Annotated in this window: 14 protein-coding genes; 13 read left to right on the plus strand and 1 reads right to left on the minus strand. The window is 72.8% G+C overall.

Going from position 1 to position 18,783, the window contains the following annotated elements; translation table 11 throughout:
- Positions 1-252 precede the first annotated feature (252 nt).
- The 5 genes from AC3AGO_RS22480 to AC3AGO_RS22500 all read left to right on the plus strand — a co-directional run bounded on the left by AC3AGO_RS22480 (position 253) and on the right by AC3AGO_RS22500 (position 5,500).
- Positions 253-696: a single-stranded DNA-binding protein gene (locus AC3AGO_RS22480; RefSeq protein WP_487822023.1), complete on the plus strand. Its 444-nt coding sequence runs from the start codon at positions 253-255 to the stop codon at positions 694-696.
- A 232-nt stretch (positions 697-928) separates the two neighbouring features.
- Positions 929-2,539 carry a TQXA domain-containing protein gene (locus tag AC3AGO_RS22485; protein ID WP_487822024.1) on the plus strand — a complete coding sequence of 537 codons (1,611 nt, stop codon included), beginning with the start codon at positions 929-931 and terminating at the stop codon, positions 2,537-2,539.
- Between the two features lie 196 nt (positions 2,540-2,735).
- Positions 2,736-4,400: an energy-dependent translational throttle protein EttA gene (gene ettA / locus AC3AGO_RS22490; protein ID WP_487822025.1), complete on the plus strand. Its 1,665-nt coding sequence runs from the start codon at positions 2,736-2,738 to the stop codon at positions 4,398-4,400.
- 13 nt (positions 4,401-4,413) lie between these two features.
- A complete protein-coding gene (locus tag AC3AGO_RS22495) occupies positions 4,414-4,863 on the plus strand; it encodes an acyl-CoA thioesterase (protein ID WP_487822026.1) in 450 nt (149 codons plus the stop codon).
- Positions 4,817-5,500, plus strand: a complete 684-nt coding sequence (locus AC3AGO_RS22500) for a DUF8185 domain-containing protein (protein WP_487822027.1) — start codon at positions 4,817-4,819, stop codon at positions 5,498-5,500. Before AC3AGO_RS22495 ends, AC3AGO_RS22500 begins: the two co-directional genes overlap by 47 nt.
- A gap of 135 nt (positions 5,501-5,635) precedes the next feature.
- Here the strand turns inward: AC3AGO_RS22500 and AC3AGO_RS22505 are convergent, their stop codons facing one another.
- Positions 5,636-6,040, minus strand: a complete 405-nt coding sequence (locus AC3AGO_RS22505; protein ID WP_487822028.1) for a globin — start codon at positions 6,038-6,040, stop codon at positions 5,636-5,638.
- 85 nt (positions 6,041-6,125) lie between these two features.
- Between AC3AGO_RS22505 and AC3AGO_RS22510 the strand changes: the two genes are divergently transcribed.
- The 8 genes from AC3AGO_RS22510 to AC3AGO_RS22545 all read left to right on the plus strand — a co-directional run bounded on the left by AC3AGO_RS22510 (position 6,126) and on the right by AC3AGO_RS22545 (position 18,772).
- Positions 6,126-7,103 (plus strand): methyltransferase domain-containing protein, encoded by a 978-nt coding sequence (locus AC3AGO_RS22510; protein WP_487822029.1) that lies wholly within the window; start codon positions 6,126-6,128, stop codon positions 7,101-7,103.
- A gap of 308 nt (positions 7,104-7,411) precedes the next feature.
- On the plus strand, positions 7,412-8,794 hold the full coding sequence (locus AC3AGO_RS22515) for a hypothetical protein (protein WP_487822030.1): 1,383 nt from the start codon (positions 7,412-7,414) through the stop codon (positions 8,792-8,794).
- Complete coding sequence (locus AC3AGO_RS22520) at positions 8,791-9,936, plus strand: glutamate ABC transporter substrate-binding protein (RefSeq protein WP_487822031.1); 1,146 nt, start codon at positions 8,791-8,793, stop codon at positions 9,934-9,936. The genes AC3AGO_RS22515 and AC3AGO_RS22520 overlap by 4 nt, the downstream gene beginning before the upstream one ends.
- A 62-nt stretch (positions 9,937-9,998) precedes the next feature.
- The gene (locus AC3AGO_RS22525) at positions 9,999-11,378 is read left to right on the plus strand and encodes a coiled-coil domain-containing protein (protein ID WP_487822032.1); all 1,380 of its coding nucleotides are present in this window, start codon (positions 9,999-10,001) and stop codon (positions 11,376-11,378) included.
- Between the two features lie 32 nt (positions 11,379-11,410).
- Entirely contained in the window at positions 11,411-14,170 is a 2,760-nt protein-coding gene (locus tag AC3AGO_RS22530; protein ID WP_487824766.1) for a serine/threonine-protein kinase, read from the plus strand.
- A 2-nt stretch (positions 14,171-14,172) separates the two neighbouring features.
- Complete coding sequence (locus tag AC3AGO_RS22535; RefSeq protein ID WP_487824767.1) at positions 14,173-15,939, plus strand: PP2C family protein-serine/threonine phosphatase; 1,767 nt, start codon at positions 14,173-14,175, stop codon at positions 15,937-15,939.
- Between the two features lie 66 nt (positions 15,940-16,005).
- Positions 16,006-17,382 carry a vWA domain-containing protein gene (locus AC3AGO_RS22540; protein WP_487822033.1) on the plus strand — a complete coding sequence of 459 codons (1,377 nt, stop codon included), beginning with the start codon at positions 16,006-16,008 and terminating at the stop codon, positions 17,380-17,382.
- A 52-nt stretch (positions 17,383-17,434) separates the two neighbouring features.
- Entirely contained in the window at positions 17,435-18,772 is a 1,338-nt protein-coding gene (locus AC3AGO_RS22545; RefSeq protein WP_487822034.1) for an FHA domain-containing protein, read from the plus strand.
- The last annotated feature ends 11 nt before the right edge of the window (positions 18,773-18,783 follow it).

An 18,783-nucleotide genomic window follows, 5' to 3' on the forward strand; every position in this document is an offset into this window, starting at 1 on the left:
GCAGAGGCGGGGACGTGGACGGCTGCCCGGCCCGGCCCGGCGCCGCGGCAGGCCGGCCGGCGCTCCGTACGGCCGTCAACTCCCCCTTGTGAGTGGCGGAGTTGTCCACAACCGCTGGGTTATCCACGGATCTGAGCGCGTCCGAGCGGGATCCGCAAGGGCAGTGCACGCTGGTGTCTCCGGGGCGGCAGTGCCCGGGCCGGCGGGGCGGACTTCCCGCCGGCAGATCCGTGTGAGGGGGAGGCGAGCCGTATGCACGAGGCGCACATGACGGTCGTCGGGAATGTCGCCACCGATGTCACCTGCGGCCTCTCGGCGAACGGGCATCCGCTGGCCCGCTTCCGGCTGGCCAGCACCGTCCGCCGCTACGACGCCAAGCGCGAGGCGTGGGTGGACGGTTCCACGAGCTTCTACACCGTCTGGGCGTGGCGGACGCTCGCCACGAACGTCGCCGCGTCGGTGATGGTCGGTCAGCCGGTCGTGGTGCAGGGGCAGTTGCGCCTCAAGGAGGGGGAGCGGGACGGGCGGAAGTTCTTCTCGGCCGATCTGATCGCCGCGACGGTCGGCCACGATCTCTCCCGGGGCACCGCCGCGTTCGTCCGGGGAGGTGCCGGGAGAGCCGCGTCCCGGACCGCTCTCGCCGCGGAACCGGACCCCCTCGGTCCGCAGAACGGCGCGGACCAGCACCCGCCTTGATCATCCCGGTCCGCCGGATTCGGTGATAACGATTCAGCGTCAGAACGCTTGTGCGGCGGGGTTGATGGGGAAGGTGTGACGCCTGCTCTCTACCATCCTCCGCGTAGCTGACGGGGGTTGAGAGCTCGACCGGCGGGACGGCCAGACACCGACCACACCGATCGCACGGACCGCGCAGGTCGTCGCGATCGCTCGACCACCAGTCTGTCCGCCCCGTCCAGAGGGGAAGACCATGACCTTTGTACGCAGGCGGGGTGCAGCCCGTCGTGCCGCCGCGGCAGTGGCCTGCGGGCTGCTCACCGCGGGTGCGCTGGCGGGTGCCGCGCCGGCGGCGGCAGCGGCCGGGCCGTCCGGCCAGGACGCACAGCCCCCGGGCGGCGCCACCGCCACCCTGGACGGCCTGAGAACGTACGGCGAGGCCGTCGTCCGCGAGCCCGCCACGGGAGGCGGCGCGGAGAGCGGTGCCCGGAACGGGGCGGAGAGCGGCGCCGGAAGAAGCGGCAGCGCGACGGACGGCGCGGCCGGGAGCAGCGACACGGCAGGGAGCGGCACGACCACACGCAGAACCGGAGCCGGCCTCTTCCAGATGGCGGTCGACGGCGGCGGCACCTTCCAGACGTATTCGGTGGACATCGACAACCCCACGCAGGCGCAGGCCCGTTACGAGGAGTCCCCGGCAGCGGCCTCGTCGCTGCACGGCAACCGGAACGCCGGGAAGATCCGCTGGATCCTCCGGCACTCCTACCCGCAGCTGGACGACCTGCAGAAGCTGGCGAAGCGCGCGGGCGCGAAGCAGCTCACCCCCGGCGCCGCGGCGGCCGGCACGCAGGTCGCGATCTGGCGGTTCTCCGACCCGCGCTTCCGCGGCGGGAAGGGCGGCTCCGTCGAGGCGGCGGACCCGTCGGCGGAGAAGCTCGCGGACCAGCTCGTGAAGGCGGCGCGCGATGCCGCCGAGCCCGCCGCCTCCCTCACCCTCGACCGGTCGGCCGTCGCCGGGAAGGCGGGCGGCCTGCTGGGCCCGGTGACCGTCCACACCCGCGAGCGGAGCGTGTCCGTCTCCTCCGCACCCGGCGCCGCCACCCGCGGCGTCAAGGTCGTCGACAGCGGCGGGAAGCCCGTCGACCAGGTGCGCAACGGCAGCAAGCTGTACTTCGCCGTGCCCGGGGACGCCCCTCCCGGCAGCACCTCGCTAACGGTGCAGGCGGCCACCGAGGTGCCCGTCGGCCGGGTCCTCTCCGCGGCCGGCGGTGAAGTGCGCAGCCCCACCCAGATACTCGCCGGGGCCAGCTGGTCCACGGTCTCCGCCACGGCGACCGCGCAGTGGGCCGCGCACGGCGCGATCCCCGCGGTCACCGCGCGGAAGGACTGCGCGAAGGGCGTCGTGGACACCACCGTCCGCAACGGCGGCGACCGCCCGTTCACCTTCGGGCTGGCCGGACAGAAGCACGAGGTCGCCCCGGGCGGGACGAAGACGGTGCCGGTCGCGGTGCGGGAGGACCAGGCGTACCGGATAGGCATCACCGGGCCGCACGGCTTCCGCCGCGCCTTCAGCGGCGTGCTCGACTGCGCGACGCTGAGCTCCACCCAGGGCGAGGCGGAGCAGAGCAGCGGCGCGGGAGGTGCCGTTCCGCAGCTGACCCGGCCGGCCACGGTCGGCGGCGCGGGTGCGGCGCACCCGGCGGAGGACTCCGCCGACCTCGCGCAGACGGGCAGTTCCGGCAGTACGCCGATGGTCATCGGCGTGGCCATCGCGCTGGTCGTCGTCGGCGCGGGCGCGGTGCTGCTGGTGCGCCGGCACGAGGCCGGTTCCCCGGAGCCGGGCGGGACGGACGGCGAGGAGTAGCCGCAGAGGGGCGAGGGCGGCCGGGAGGGGCGGCACGGGGGCCGCCGGCCGCCGCCCCATTTCGGGCCCGGCGGGGGCGTGCGGCAAGATGGGGTGCGTATGCCTCCACGCGGCTGCGGTGCCTCCGCTCGGCGACCCAGCACAGCGACGCTGCGCAGCCGCTTTTCGACACCTACAGATTGCCGGACGGTTCCTCTTGGCTGAGTACATCTACACCATGCGCAAGGCGCGCAAGGCGCACGGCGACAAGGTGATCCTCGACGACGTCACCCTGAGCTTCCTGCCCGGCGCGAAGATCGGTGTCGTAGGACCCAACGGCGCCGGCAAGTCGACCGTGCTCAAGATCATGGCCGGGCTCGAGCAGCCGTCCAACGGCGACGCCTTCCTCTCGCCGGGATACAGCGTCGGCATCCTGCTGCAGGAACCGCCGCTGGACGAGTCGAAGACCGTGCTGCAGAACGTCGAGGACGGCGCGGGCGAGACCAAGGCGAAGCTCGACCGGTTCAACGAGATCGCCGAGCAGATGGCGACCGACTACTCGGACGAGCTGCTCGAGGAGATGGGCAAGCTCCAGGAGCAGCTGGACCACGCCAACGCGTGGGACCTCCAGTCGCAGCTGGAGCAGGCCATGGACGCGCTGGGCTGCCCGCCCGGCGACTGGCCCGTGGTCAACCTCTCCGGTGGTGAGAAGCGCCGCGTCGCGCTGTGCAAGCTGCTGCTGGAGCAGCCCGACCTGCTGCTGCTCGACGAGCCCACCAACCACCTGGACGCCGAGTCCGTGCAGTGGCTGGAGCAGCACCTGGCGCAGTACCCGGGCACCGTCGTGGCCATCACCCATGACAGGTACTTCCTGGACAACGTCGCCGAGTGGATCATGGAGCTCGACCGCGGCCGCGCCGTCGGCTACGAGGGCAACTACTCCACGTACCTGGAGAAGAAGCAGACCCGGCTCAAGGTCGAGGGCCAGAAGGACGCCAAGCGGCAGAAGCGGCTCAAGGACGAGCTGGAGTGGGTGCGCTCCAACGCCAAGGGCCGGCAGGCCAAGTCCAAGTCCCGGCTGAGCCGTTACGAGGAGATGGCCGCCGAGGCGGAGAAGACCCGGAAGCTGGACTTCGAGGAGATCCAGATCCCGCCGGGCCCGCGGCTGGGCAACGTCGTCGTCGAGGTCGAGAACCTCAGCAAGGCCTTCGGCGACAAGGTCCTGATCGACGACCTCTCCTTCACGCTGCCGCGCAACGGCATCGTCGGAGTGATCGGTCCGAACGGCGCGGGCAAGACCACGCTGTTCAAGATGATCCAGGGCCTGGAGGAGCCGGACGCCGGCACCATCAAGGTCGGCGACACGGTCAAGATCTCCTACGTCGACCAGAACCGCGCGAACATCGACCCGAAGAAGACGCTGTGGGCCGTCGTCTCCGACGAGCTGGACTACATCAACGTCGGCCAGGTCGAGATGCCGTCGCGCGCGTACGTCTCGGCGTTCGGATTCAAGGGCCCGGACCAGCAGAAGCCGGCCGGTGTGCTCTCCGGCGGTGAGCGCAACCGCCTCAACCTGGCGCTCACCCTGAAGCAGGGCGGCAACATGCTGCTCCTCGACGAGCCGACCAACGACCTCGACGTGGAGACGCTCTCCTCGCTGGAGAACGCCCTGCTGGAATTCCCCGGCTGCGCCGTGGTCGTCTCCCACGACCGCTGGTTCCTGGACCGCGTCGCCACCCACATCCTCGCCTACGAGGGCGAGTCCAAGTGGTTCTGGTTCGAGGGCAACTTCGAGTCGTACGAGAAGAACAAGATCGAGCGGCTGGGTCCGGACGCGGCCCGTCCGCACCGTGCGACATACAAGAAGCTGACTCGCGGCTGAGAGCGGAGCGGCAGTGCGTCACAGCTACGAGTGCCCGCTGCGCTGGTCGGACATGGATGCCTTCGGGCACGTCAACAACGTCGTCTACCTCCGGTATCTGGAGGAGGCGCGGATAGACTTCATGTTCCGGCTGGCGCGGCAGGCGGACGCCGGCGCCTTCACGGGCGGCTCCGTCGTGGCACGCCACGAGATCGACTATCTGCGTCCGCTGGTGCACCGGCATGCCCCGGTCACCATAGAGACGTGGGTGACCAAACTCGGCGCGGCGTCGGTGACGTTCGCGTACGAGGTGAAGGACCCGGAGACGGGCACGGTGTACGCGCGCGCCGCGACTCTCGTCGTGCCGTACGACCTGGAGTCGGAGCGGCCGCGGCGGCTGACCGCCGTCGAACGGGCGTTCCTGGAGGACTACTTCGATGACAGTGCCGCAGCAGCCGGTGCGACAGCGCCTGACCTTCGCTGACCCGGGGGAGGCGGCGGGCCTCTCCGCCTTCCTGGGGCGGCTGCTGGGCTGGGAGAAGAACGCGGCTGTCCGGATCCGGGCGGGCGGTGGCGTGGCCGCCGTGTTCGCCAAGCCGGCGCGCTTCGAGGTGCTCGCGGTGCGTACCGGTCGGCTGCTGGAGCCGGCCGGTGCCGAGGTGGACGTCACGGTCTCCGCGGGCGAGCTCCTCGAGGGCATCGAGGAGGAGACCGAGTCGGTGACCGTGCCGGGCGCGGTGACCGGACCGCCGTGGGCGGGAGTGCTTCCGCCGCGCGGCGGCTGGCAGGCGTTCGGGGAGGTGCCGCCGGACGCGGTCCGCTCCGTCGCGGCGGCGGCCGTGGGTGAATTCCGCGAGCGCGCCGAGCGGTTGGACAAGCAGAAGCGCACCCGGGAGACGCTGGACGCGCTCGCCGAGGAGATCTGGTCGCGGCCGCTGGGCCGTACCGAACTGCCGCTGCGCGCCGCGCACGCGGCGCACGCGCTGGGTTTCCTGCGCGGCGACGAGCCCGTCGTGCTGCTGCGCGCCGGTTCCTGGCTGCGGCTGCGGACGCCCTACGGCTCGGTGGCGGTGCGCGGCAAGGGCGACTCGGGGCAGGGCCTCAGCGTGACCCCGGTGTAGCGAGTGACTCCCGGTGCGGCCGGGACGGAAGTGCGAGAACGGCGAAGGGCGCCGGGGCGGACACCCCGGCGCCCTTCGCCGTCGCGCTGTACGGGCGGGCCGGTCCGCCGAGTTGGCCCAGCCCGCAGAGTCGGCTCAGTCCGCCGAGTTGACCATGGAGGCGGCGGCGTAGACCAGGTAGTCCCACAGCTGCCGCTCGTGTTCGGGGGCGAGCTCCAGGCTCTCCACGGCCTCCCGCATGTGCTTCAGCCACGCGTCGTGCGCCGCCTGGTCGACCTTGAACGGCGCGTGCCGCATCCGCAGCCGCGGGTGGCCGCGGTTGTCGCTGTACGTGCGGGGGCCGCCCCAGTACTGCATCAGGAACAGCGCCAGCCGCTCCTCGGCGGGGCCGAGGTCCTCTTCCGGGTACATCGGCCGCAGCAGCGGGTCCTCCGCGACGCCCTGGTAGAAGCGGTGCACCAGGCGCCGGAACGTCTCTTCCCCGCCGACCTGCTCGTAGAAGGTCTGCGTTTGCAAGCTGCCGCGCGGAATCTCCATCACCCGTCCATGGTCGCAGATGTACGCCGGAGCCCGGCCTGTCGCGGCGGCGCTCGCTTCCCGGGGCTGTGCGCAGGACAGTGGGGGCATGGGTGCAGCGGCGGACCTCGTACGGGAGATCGTCGCGGGCGGCGCGCTCACCGACCCCGCCTGGCGGGCGGCGTTCGAAGAGGTGCCCCGCGAACTGTTCGTCCCCTACTACTACGTGTCCGGAACGGGCGGCGGCGACGAACGGCTGTGGCGCGACGACACCGATCCGCGCCGCAGGGAGCGCTGGCTGGAAGGCGTGTACGACGACATGCCGCTGGCCACGCGGATGCGCGACGGGGAGCTCATCTCCTCCAGCAGCCAGCCGTCACTGATGGCCCGCATGCTGGAGGCCCTGGACGTGCGGAACGGTATGACGGTGCTGGAGATCGGCACCGGAACCGGCTACAACGCGGCTCTGCTGGCACACCGGTTGGGCGGCGAGCGGGTGACCACCATGGACCTCGATCCGGACATCACGGAGTCCGCGCAACGCCATCTGACCGAGGCCGGATACCGCCCGCGGGTCGTCACGGGGAACGGGGCGCTCGGCTGTCCGGCACACGCCCCGTACGACCGGATCATCGCCACCTGCGCGCTGACCGAGGTGCCATCGGCCTGGCTGCCGCAGTGCACGGAGGGAGCGCTTGTCCTGCTGCCCCTCGCGACAGGACTGCTGTCCCTCCGGGTGACGGACGGAGCGCACGCGAGCGGGCACTTCCTGTCGACGCCCGCGTTCTTCGTGCCGCTGCGCGGAGGCGCACCCGCACACGGGTCACCGGGCATACCGGGGCCGGAGACGAAGGTGCCGAGGTGGGTGCGGAGGGACGACTCGTTCCGCTTCCTGCTGGCGCTCAGCGGCGGCCGGTTGGGCGCGTACGAGGCGTACACACTGTGGCACGACGCCGGCCGGCCCGCGCGTCAGCGGTACGGCGTGACGGTGCGCGGTGCGCAGCAGTGGGGCTGGCTCGACGACCCCGACGGCGAGCACGTGTGGCCGCTGGGCGAACGGGGCGCCGCGGAGGCGCACGGGGAGTGAGCGGGGCCCGTACGGGGAGCGGGCAGGGAACTGGGCTGTCCAACTGCCGCGTGATGACGGGGAGAAGAGCGTTCCCCAGATCGCGATCCGAACAAGATCCCGGCCAAATCGGTGCCTCTGTCGGTCCTTGAGGCCATACTGCTTGCCGTGGGCTTCAGTTCCGCGTCCCGGCAGTGCCGCCCGGAGCGCGGGATCCGCACGGGTGCCGTGCGGTCTGGGCCCTCAGCGACCAGGGGGAGGTCCCGACCGTGACACAGCCGCCGAGCGTGCGACCGGCGTCGCCGCCGCCCGGCCGGCCGGGTACGCCCGTGCCTCCGCAGCCCTCGGGTCTCCCGCCCGCCGCACCGCAGCCCGGCGGAACGCCGCCCGTGGGCCCGCGCCGTACGGCCTGGTCCGAAGGCGTGCACCGGGTGCGCGCCGCCGCCACCACGGAGCCGGGCAGGCTGCGCATCATCGGAGCCGTACTGGCCGCGCTGGTCCTGCTGTTCGGCCTGGTGACGGCGTGGCAGGTGTCGGCCCGGCAGACGGCGGCCGACGCGGTGACCGAGCACAGCCAGGTGCTCAGTGCGGACGCGGCCCGTATCTACCGTTCGCTGGCGGACGCGGACACGACGGCGTCCAGCGGGTTCCTGGCGGGCGGCGACGAACCGCGGAGCGTCCGGGAGCGGTACGAGAAGGACATCGACGCGGCGTCGTCGCTGCTGGCCAAGGCCGCGGCGAACTCCGGCAGTTCCCCCTCGGCGCAGCTGCAGATCGCCCGGCTGAACCGTGAACTCCCGCGCTACACGGGCCTGGTGGAGTCGGCGCGTGCCCACAACCGCCAGGGGCTGCCGCTGGGCGGCGCCTATCTGCGCTACGCCAACGAGCAGATGCGCACGGACCTGCTGCCCGCGGCGAAGGCGCTGTACACCGCGGAGACGGAGCGGCTGCGCGAGGACTACGACGCGGCGAGCTCCTGGCCCTGGCTCGCGACCGGCGCGGGCGTGCTCGCGCTGGCCGCCCTGGGCTGGGCGCAGCGGCGCAACTACGACCGTACGAACCGGGTGTTCAACCCCGGTCTGCTCGGCGCCACCGCGGTGGCGCTGGCCGCGACCGTATGGCTGGTGGGCGGGCACGCGCTGGCAGTGGTGAACCTCGACGAGTCCGACGACAAGGGCGCCCGTTCCCTGCACGCGCTCAACGAGGCGTGGATCGGCGCCCTGCAGGCCCGCGGCGACGAGAACATGACGCTCGTCGCGCGGGGCGCGGGCAGCGCGTACGAGGACAGCTACAAGAAGCAGATGGGCGACGTCGCGGGGCGCGGCCCCGGGCGTGTGGAGAACGGTCAGCTCGACGACGCGCTGGCCCTCGCCGACGACACGGCGGGGAGCGCTCCCGTGCGGGACGCCAAGGACGCCGTCGGCGTCTGGCAGAAGCGGCACAAGCACGTACGTGCCGAGGACGACAACGGGGACTACGAGACCGCGGTGCGGGACGTGATCGGCCGTTCGGGCAGCACGGGCGAGTGCTTCGACAGCGTCGAGGCCGGGCTGGAGAAGGCGCGGCAGCACGAGCAGGCCGAGTTCGACCAGGCCGCGGGTGACGGCCGGTCCGCGCTGACGGGCCTGGCGGTGGGTGCCGGCGTGCTTGCCGTGCTCGGTGCGGCCGCCGCGGTGCTGGGCATCGGGCGCAGGCTCTCGGAGTACCGATGAGGGGGCGGACGGAATTGAGCGGCGGGGAGCAGCCGGCCACACCGGGACGGAAGCGTGCGTCCGGGGAGAGCCGCGGGCGGAGGCCGCCGCTGCGCGCGGAGCTGCGGCGGCACAGCAGGCCGCTGGCCGTGGCGGCCGGCGGGCTGGGTGTGGTCGCGGCCGTGCTGGTGTCCACCGTGCTGTCGGTGAGCGGCCCGCAGAACGGCGGCACGGGCGGGGACCGTGTCACCGGCGGCCGTACGCACACCGCTGCCGCGGGCCAGGCGCCCGCCCGGCAGTTCGCCGAGCCGCGCCCGGAGAAGTGCGAGGACGGCAAGGACCCGGCGGCGAGCCTCAAGCCGTCCGGCGATTCGGGTCCGGCGGTCGACCGCATCAAGGGCCGCAAGAACAGCGACGGTTCGAAGGGCCGGCTGGTCGTGGGGGTCGACCAGAACAGCTACCTGTGGGGTTACCGCGATCCGGCCACGGGCAGCATCGACGGCTTCGACATCGACCTCGTGCGGGCGATCGCCAAGGACCTGCTGGGGTCGGACGCCAAGGTCACCTACAAGACCATCCCCACCGACCAGCGCATCCCCGCCGTCCAGTCGGGCGATGTCGACATGGTCGTGCGCACCATGACCGTCAACTGCGACCGCATCAAGGACGTCGCCTTCTCCACGGCCTACTTCGAGGCGGGCCAGCAGCTGCTGGCCCCGAAGGAGAACGCCCGGGTGACGGGATTCAACGGCTCGCTGCGGGGCAAACGGCTGTGCTACGCGGAGGGTTCGACCGCGCAGGAGCTGATGCGCACCGACGACTACCGCGCGCTGGGCGCACGCCCCGTGGTCGTCCCCAACCAGCTCGACTGTCTCGTACGGCTGCAGCTGGACGAGGCCGACGCGGTGCTCACCGACAGCGCGCTGGGCGCGGGACAGGCGGCACAGGACCCGTCCGTACGGCTCATCGGCAGCCCGGTGACATCGGAGCCGTACGGCGTGGCGATGAACCTGAAGGACAAGGACCTCGTCAGCAGAGTCAACAAGGTGCTGGACGACTACCGTTCGGGCGGCAAGGGCAGCAAGTGGCGGGCATCGTTCGACAAGTGGCTTGCCGACGACATGATGGACACGGCACCACCGAAACCGAAATACCGCGACTGACGAGCCCGGCGGGCGGGCACGACCGGCCCGGCCGCCGCCGACCGAGAGCAGTGAGGTGATCGATGGGCCCCGCGGGACCCACCGGACCGGTGATGAGCCGGGAGGAGGTGGACCGTGCGCTGGAGCGGCTCGGCGCCGAGTACGAGGCCGTCGAGTCCTCGCTGTTCGCACTCCAGGACCACGCCGGCCGCCGGCTGCTCGAGGGCGCCGAGCTGAGCGGTGCCACCGCGCAGCGCTGGGCGGACGCCGAACAGGCCATCACCCGGCTGTGGAACGACTTCGAGGTCTACTCCCGCACCCTGGAGCAGGCACGGGAGACGCGTGCCCGCCGCCGCTGGCCCAGCCGTGACGACCTGGCGGAGCTGACCGGCCTGCTGCGCGGCACGCTGACCGTCGCGGGCAACGCCCTGGCCGGTACGGCCGGTTCGCCCTCCGGCGCCCGGCTGACCGAGGAGGTGACGCTCGGCGACCTCGTCGAGCGGATGAACGGCTGGTACGCGCAGGCGCTCGACGTCGTCGCCGTCGCGGACTCCGTCTGGTCGGCGCTGCCCGCCCGGATCGACATGCTCGCCGCCGAGCTGGGCAGGGTGCGTTCCCGGGCGCACTCCGTGGGCGTACGCCCGGGGGAGCACCCGGCGGGTGACGACCTGGAACGCATCACGGCCGAACTGACAGCCCTGCGCGCCGAGGTGATATCCGATCCGCTCGCCTTCTGGACGCCGGCGGGCGGCAGCAGTGCCCCGGGCGGCGGCAGCACGGACACCTCGCGGTACGACAGGGAGGCGCGCGCCCTGGAGGACGTACAGCGCGAGATCGACGCCGTGCTGAACGTCCGTCAGGACTCCGAACAGCGCCTCATGAGGCTGCGCGACGTACTGTCCCGCGCGGACCGCACGCTGGCCGAGGCCCGGGAGGCGCGCGGTGAGGTGCTGGCGAAGATCGCCGCGTCCGAGGTGCCCGCCGTGAGCGGGCCGCCCAGCGCGCTCCACGAGCAGGTGCGGGCCGCCGCCGACTACCGCAGGCACGGACAGTGGCACCGGCTGTCGCCGCTGCTGGAGAGCCTGGAGCAGCGCGCGGAGGACGAGTTGGACAGGGCGCGCGCGGAACTGTCGGCCGTGACGGCGCCGTTGGCCGTACGGGCGGAGCTCCGCGGCAGGCTGGACGCCTACAAGGCGAAGGTGGCCCAGCACGGGAAGGCGGAGGACCGGCTGCTGATGGAGCGGTACGACGTGGCGCGCCGCAGGCTGTGGAGCGCCCCGTGCGACCTGCAGGCCGCCGAGGAGGCCGTACTGCGCTTCCAGCAGGCCGCACAGCAGGTGCTCGCACCGGATCAGCAGACAGGTGCCGGACAGGGGGACCCCGGACACGGGGACGGCGAGCACGGCGACGGTGAGCACAGGGGCGTCGAATTCGGGGGCGCTGAGCACAAGGGGGATTCGTGAGCACGCAGAACGGTCCGGAGGGCGAGGGAGCCCTGCACAAGCCGTGCCAACGCCCGTCCTGCGAGGGGCACTACGCGGACATGGGCGACGGCGAGCTGTACTGCGACACCTGCGGGCTCGCTCCCGTCGTCGCCTCGGACGGACTGCTCGGCGCCGCGCCGACGGGCATGACCAGCCCGGGGCGCGACAGCAAGTCATCGGGAGCGGGGCAGGGTTCGGACAGTGCGCGGTCCTCGCGTGCGTCGTCGCGCACGTCGGCGCGTTCGCAGTCCTCCCGCCGTTCGGTCTCCGGCCGGCTGTCCCGTGAGCTGTCCGGGAGCGGGACGGCGGGCCGCGCGGTGTCCGTGCGCAGTTCGTCCCGTACCGCGGGCGACCGTTCGGGCAGGAGCAGGCTGGGCGCCGGTCTGGTGCGCGTGCCGGACGTACCGAAGGCCGACCCGGGCACAGTCGTGCAGGAGAAGCCGGAGGTCCCCGAGCGGAAGCGATTCTGCAGCCACGGCGAATGCGGTGCGCCCGTGGGCCGTGCCCGGGGGGACAGGCCGGGCCGTACGGAGGGCTACTGCACCAAGTGCGGCCACCCGTACTCCTTCGTGCCGAAGCTCCAGCCCGGCGACATCGTGCACGGCCAGTACGAGGTGGCCGGCTGCCTCGCGCACGGCGGGCTCGGCTGGGTCTATCTGGCCGTCGACCGCGCGGTGTCCGACCGCTGGGTGGTGCTCAAGGGGCTGCTGGACACCGGCGACGAGGACGCGATGGCCGCCGCCATCTCCGAGCGCCGTTTCCTCGCGGAGATCGAGCACTCCAACATCGTGCGCATCTACAACTTCGTCGAGCACCTCGACCGCCGTACGGGCAGTCTCGACGGCTACATCGTCATGGAGTACGTCGGCGGCAAGTCGCTCAAGCAGATCGCCAACGAGCGGCGCACCCCCACGGGCAAGCGCGACCCGCTGCCCGTCGAACAGGCCTGCGCGTACGGGCTGGAGGCGCTGGAGGCGCTCGGCCATCTGCACAGCCGCAATCTGCTCTACTGCGACTTCAAGGTCGACAATGCCATACAGCAGGACGACCAGTTGAAGCTGATCGACATGGGCGCGGTCCGCAGGATGGACGACGTCGACAGCGCCATCTACGGCACCGTCGGCTATCAGGCACCCGAAGTCGCCGAAGAGGGCGCCTCCGTGTCCTCCGACCTGTACACGGTGGCGCGCACGCTGGCCGTGCTCACCTTCGACTTCCAGGGCTACACCAACGTCTTCGTGGACAGCCTGCCCGACCCGGGGAACATCGAGGTCTTCCGGCAGTACGAGTCCTTCTACCGCTTCCTGGTCCGCGCCACCGACCCCGATCCGCAGCGCAGGTTCGCCTCGGCGCAGGAGATGGCCGAGCAACTGCTGGGCGTCCTGCGGGAAGTGGTCGCCCTGCAGACGGGACGGCCCCGCCCCGCCCTGTCGACACTCTTCGGCACGGAGGCGCGGGTGGTGGACACGGAGCTGCTCGCGCAGACGCGCGGCGACGCGTCGGTGCTCGGGGCCCGGCCGCCGCGGACGTCACGGCGTACGCGGAAGAGCGCACAGCAAACGGGTGCACCGCTGACGGTCGGCCCGCCGGCGACCACCCTGGCGGCACAGAGCCGAGCTGCCGGACAGTACGGGGCGTCGGGCAGTACGCCGGCCCATGTGCTGCTCCCCGGCCAGACCGGCACCGCGCACGGGGCCGCCGCCGAGGCAACGACCGCACCGCCCGCGACCGTTCAGCCGGCTTCCGGGCAGCCCGCCGCCGAGGGGACCGCACCGCCCGCCGCACCGCCCGTACAGCTCGCGCCGCTGCACGCGCGGGCCACCGCGCTCGCGCTGCCCGTGCCGCACGCCGACCCGGCGGACCCCAACGCCGGTTTCCTCGCGGGGCTGATGACGTCGGCCCCCGCCGAGGTCCTCGGCGCGCTCCGCCTGGCGCCCGCCGACTCCGTCGAACGGAGGCTGCGCGAACTGCGCGCCCGTCTGGAGCTCGACACGGCGGACGACCGTTTCGCCGCCGAACAGGCCCTCGCCGCGCTGGAGTCCGGCCACCCGGACGACTGGCGTGTGGTCTGGTATCGCGGACTGTCCGCGCTGGTGACGGGGGACCGCGAGACAGCGGCGCACGCCTTCGACGCGGTGTACGACGCTTTCCCGGGGGAGGCCGCGCCGAAGCTGGCGCTCGGTGTCTGTGCCGAAGTGCTGGGCCAGTTGGACAACGCCGCCGAGTACTACCGCCTCGTGTGGACCGCCGACCCGTCGTACGTCAGCGCGGCCTTCGGGCTCGCCCGCGTACGACTGGCGGGCGGCGACCGGCAGGGCGCGGTGGAGACACTGGAGTCGGTGCCGGAGGTGTCGATCCACTACACGGCGGCCCGGGTCGCCGCCATCCGCGCGCGCCTGCGGCAACGCTCCCCGCAGGAGCCGCTGCTGGACGACCTGTACGCTGCCGCACGGCAAACGGAACAGCTGCGCGAGGTCGGCCTCGACGCCCTGCGACGTGAGGAGTTGACGGCCGAGGTGCTGGGCAGCGCCCTTGACTGGGTACTTGCCGGACGGAACGGCGAACCCGCTGGCGTACCATCCGGAGCGCCACCGGGCGCACAGACGGTGCCGGGCACGCCCGCGCTGCTGGGCAGCCGGCTGGACGAGGAAGGACTGCGCTTCGGCCTGGAGCGCTCGTACCGGCTGCTCGCACGTCTCGCGCAGTCGGGTACCGAGAGGATCGAACTGGTGGAACGGGCCAACCGGTTCCGCCCCAGGACGTGGGTGTGACGATGCCACAGCTCGACCAACTGTCCGCCTGCCCCCGGTGCGAGGAGCCGCTGGAGGCGGGGGACCGCTTCTGCGGTGCCTGCGGCATCGACCTGGCCGCCGCCTCGGGGACGGATCCCGCGGGGGAGGACCGGCCGACTCTCGCCATCAACGGCATCGACGTGCCGCCGCCGCCCGCGCACCCGCCGTCCACCGGACCCGCGCCGGAGGGTGGTGGCCCGCAACCGCCGCTGCCCGTCCCGCCGTCACCGACGCTGCCGTCGATGCCCGCGCCCGTTCCGCCGCCCCCGCCCCCGCCGCCCGTGCCGGGCACGCGGCTGCCGGGCGACCCCGCGGCCGGTGCGCCGCAGGTGCCGCCCGCCCCCGAGGCGGGCCCGCCGGCTCCGCAGACGTCCCCGACGCCGACCCAGCCGGACTTCACGCTGCCGCCGCCCGGGGAACTGCCCCCGCCGCCGGGCGGACAGCCCGGCGGAACGGCACCCTGGCCGCACCCGGAGGCGACGGCACCCGCGGCCCCGGACGCACCCGGGATGCCGGACGCCCCGGCGCCGCACCCGGAGGCCGCCGCGCCGCCGTACGCGGGCCCGGACCCGCGTACCGCCGACCCGCGTGCCGTACGGGACGACGCACCCTTCGAACTGCCCGGCCAGGCAACGGAGTACGGCCGGCCGGTCGGGTACGAGCAGACAGCCGCGTACGAGGAGCCGGCCGGCTACGAGGAGCCGGGCAGCAGGATCCGCGAGCTGCTCGACGGTCCCGGTACGCCGGCACCTCCCGCCGCCGGAGCCGGTGCACCCGCCGGCGTGTCCGCGTCCGACGGTGCCGGCGACGTCGGCGGCGTGGGCTCGGGCGAGCCGGAGGAGCTGGGGCCGCGCTGCGTGGCCTGCGGCACGGGTGCCATCGACGAGGACGGCTACTGCGAGCACTGCGGGCACAAGCAGCCCCGTGAACGCGACCACATGGAGGCCGCGTTGGACGGTGCGGCGGCCGCCAGTGACCGCGGGCTGCGGCACCACAGGAACGAGGACTATTTCGCCGTCCTGGAGACCACGGCACCGGACGGCTCCGTCGCGACCGTCGCGGTGGTCTGCGACGGCGTGTCCTCCGCCAGCCGCTCGGACGAGGCGTCGGAAGCGGCCGCGCGCGCCGCCGGTGCCTCGATGCGGGACTCCGTGCCGTCCGGCACGCCTCCCCAACAGGCCATGCACGACGCCCTGCTGGCCGCTTCGGAGGCGGTCACCGTACTGGCCGCCGACGCACCGAACGAGCCCAACAAGAACGCGCCCGCGTGCACGATCGTCAGCTCACTGACGTCGGAGGGCATCCTCACCATCGGGTGGGTCGGCGACAGCCGCGCCTACTGGATCCCCGAGGACCGCGAGGCACCGCCGTCCCGGCTGACCGAGGACGACTCGTGGGCGGCGCAGATGGTGGCCGCCGGGCTGATGACGGAGGAGGAGGCGTACGCCGACCGGCGCGCGCACGCCATCACGGGCTGGCTGGGTGCCGATGCCTACGAACTCGACCCGCACACCGCTTCCTTCAAACCGGACCGTGCGGGTGTAGTGGTGGTGTGCACGGACGGACTGTGGAACTACGCGGAGTCCGCCGGGGAGATGGCCGCGGCGGTCCCGCGGGACGCCTGCAGCCGGCCACTGCACTCCGCCCGCCATCTGGTCGGGTACGCCCTGGACGGCGGGGGCCACGACAACGTAACAGTGGCGGTGGTGCCGTTCCCGGCATCCGCCGAGGGGGCAGGATCGGCCTGACCGGACAGGGGCGCGCACCGGTGGGCCGTCCCGTGCCCAGTGCCGCGCTTCCCGGGGGAGGAACAGATGGCCAGCATCGCGAAGACGAACGTGCCGCGGTTCTCGGTTGACGTCTATCAGAACGAGTACCTGCCGGAGGGCGCCCGCGAGGTCAACGCCATCGTCACGGTCACCGCGACCGGAGGCGGCACGACGCGCGGCGTCCCGCGGCCGGTGACCGACCCCGCGGGAACGGCTGTGGGAAAGGGCACGGAGGAGGCGCGGGAGCAGCCGGACGCCGCGGTCGTCGTCATGGTGGACTGCTCCGGCTCCATGGACTATCCGCCGGCGAAGATGCGCAACGCGCGCGATGCCACGGCCGCCGCGATCGACACCCTGCGGGACGGTGTGCGGTTCGCGGTCATCGCCGGCACACACCAGGCCAAGGAGATCTATCCGCGCGGCGGCAGGCTGGCCATCGCGGGCACATCCACGCGCGGGCAGGCCAAGGAGGCGCTGCGCAGGCTGTCGGCCGGCGGCGGCACCGCCATCGGCACCTGGCTGCGGCTGGCGGACAAACTGCTGTCGGCGTCCGGTGCCGCCATACGGCACGGCATCCTGCTGACCGACGGGCGCAACGAGCACGAGGAGCCCGAGGAACTGCGGGCGTCCATCGAGGCGTGTGCCGGCCGTTTCACCTGTGACGCGCGCGGCGTGGGCACCGACTGGGAAGTGAAAGAGGTCACAGGGATAGCTTCCGCGCTGCTCGGCTCCGCCGACATCGTGGCCGATCCGGACGGACTCGCCGCGGACTTCACGGAGATGATGCGCGGCGCGATGGGCAAGGAGGTCGCGGATGTCGCCCTCCGCCTGTGGACACCGCAGGACACCGAGATCAAGTTCGTGAAGCAGGTCGCACCCTCCGTCGAGGACCTGACGGCCCGTCGTACGGAGGCCGGACCACGGGCGGGTGACTATCCGACCGGTTCGTGGGGTGACGAATCCCGCGATTACCACGTCTGTGTGGAGGTGCCGGCGGCAGCCGTCGGGCAGGAGATGCTGGCGGCGCGCGCCTCGTTGATCCTGCCGGCGCCGGAGGGCGGCACCCCGCAGGCGCTGTCGCAGGGGCTGATCCGGGCGGTGTGGACGGACGACATGGAGGCCTCCACATCGCTCAATCCGCAGGTCGCGCACTACACGGGACAGGCCGAACTGGCCCAGGCCATCCAGCAGGGACTGGAGCTCCGCAAGCGCGGGGACGAAGCGGGCGCGACCGCACGACTCGGGCGCGCCGTGCAGCTGGCGAGCACTTCGGGGAACGCCGATACGGCGAAGCTGCTTTCGAAGGTGGTGGACGTCGTGGACGAAACGACCGGTACTGTTCGACTGAAGGCACAGGTCGCCGAGGCCGACGAGATGACGCTGGAAACGCGGTCCACCAAGACGGTCCGCGTGAAGAAGTAGCGAGTACCGACAGGTACGCAGAGCAGGAAGCACGGAGGGGGAGGCATTCACCATGCCGACTTGCCCGAACGGCCACCAGTCGGCGGCCGACGACTGGTGCGAGGTGTGCGGCCACCGCATGGCCGACGCGGCATCCGCGCCCGCCGGTGGTGCCGTACCGCCGCCCCCCGCACCGCCGGGCCAGGGTGGCTACGGCTATCCGGGGCCGCCGCAGGCGCCGCAGCCTCCGCAGGCACCGCAGCCCCCGCAGGGCGGCCCGGGCGGTCCGCCGCCCGGCTACGGCTACCCCGGGCCGCAGCAGGCTTCTCAGCAGCCGCCGCACCAGGCTCCGGCTCCGCAGCAGGCGCCGCCCCAGCCGTGCCCGCAGTGCGGCACGCCGCGCGAGGCGCAGGCACCGTTCTGTGAGGAATGCCGCTACAACTTCCTGACGAACACGCCGACCACGTACGCGCCGCAGAACGGGCCGGAGCAGTTCGGCGGGGCCGCGCAGCCCCCGCCGCCCCACCAGCAGCAGGCCCCGCAGCAGATGCCGCCGCAGCACCAGCAGCCGCCTCAGCAGCAGGTGCCGCAGCAGGGCGGTTTCCCGCCGGCGCCCCCGCCGCCCCCGGCGTTCCCCAACGCGCCAGGCCAGGGCGACCAGGGCCCGTCGCAGGGGCAGGGCAACCAGCTCGACTACGAGAGCTCGCGGCCGTCCCAGATGAACCGTCCGGCCGAACCGCTGGCGCCCAACGGGGCGTTCGGCGACCCCAACGGCCCCGGTCAGCAGGGACAGCAGGGGCCGTCGAGCGGTGACTGGACGCTGCCGCCGCCCCAGCAGCAGGAACAGCAGTACGCGCAGCAGCAGGCGCCCCAGCAGCAGGCCCCGCCGCAGCAGCAGTTCGGTCAGCAGCCGCCCCCGCCGTACCAGCAGCAGGGCCATCAGGCGCAGCCCGCCGACCCGTTCCAGGGTCAGCAGGCGCCTCCCCGGCCCGGGCCGCAGCAGTCCGCGGGCTGGACGGCGGTCGTCGCGCCGGACCGTGAGTACTTCTCCGCGATGATGGGCCGCAGCGGTCCGGAAGCGGCGAGTCTCGCACTGCCCGCGTACTCGCCCGAGCAGCAACTGCCGCTGTCCGGTCACCAGATCACCATCGGCCGCCGCCGGCAGTCGACCGGTGAGGCGCCGGACATCGACCTGGGGCAGGCGCCCGAGGACCCCGGTGTGTCCCATCAGCACGCGGTGCTGGTGCAACAGCCCGACGGCAGCTGGTCGGTGGTCGACCAGGACTCGACGAACGGCACGACGGTGAACCTCTCCGAGGAGCCGATCCAGCCGTACGTCCCGGTCCCGCTGAACGACGGCGACCGCGTGCACGTCGGAGCCTGGACGACCATCACGGTCCACCGCGGTTAGCCCCTGACCGC

It is taken from the genome of Streptomyces sp. BL1 (assembly GCF_057628045.1).

Excerpts from the sequence above, each read along its gene's own strand:
- AC3AGO_RS22520 (WP_487822031.1), top strand. The coding sequence starts at position 8,791 with ATGAGGGGGCGGACGGAATTGAGCGGCGGGGAGCAGCCGGCCACACCG.
- AC3AGO_RS22500 (WP_487822027.1), top strand. The coding sequence starts at position 4,817 with ATGACAGTGCCGCAGCAGCCGGTGCGACAGCGCCTGACCTTCGCTGAC.
- AC3AGO_RS22540 (WP_487822033.1), top strand. The coding sequence starts at position 16,006 with ATGGCCAGCATCGCGAAGACGAACGTGCCGCGGTTCTCGGTTGACGTC.
- AC3AGO_RS22535 (WP_487824767.1), top strand. The coding sequence starts at position 14,173 with ATGCCACAGCTCGACCAACTGTCCGCCTGCCCCCGGTGCGAGGAGCCG.
- AC3AGO_RS22545 (WP_487822034.1), top strand. The coding sequence starts at position 17,435 with ATGCCGACTTGCCCGAACGGCCACCAGTCGGCGGCCGACGACTGGTGC.
- AC3AGO_RS22485 (WP_487822024.1), top strand. The coding sequence starts at position 929 with ATGACCTTTGTACGCAGGCGGGGTGCAGCCCGTCGTGCCGCCGCGGCA.
- AC3AGO_RS22525 (WP_487822032.1), top strand. The coding sequence starts at position 9,999 with ATGGGCCCCGCGGGACCCACCGGACCGGTGATGAGCCGGGAGGAGGTG.
- AC3AGO_RS22480 (WP_487822023.1), top strand. The coding sequence starts at position 253 with ATGCACGAGGCGCACATGACGGTCGTCGGGAATGTCGCCACCGATGTC.
- AC3AGO_RS22510 (WP_487822029.1), top strand. The coding sequence starts at position 6,126 with ATGGGTGCAGCGGCGGACCTCGTACGGGAGATCGTCGCGGGCGGCGCG.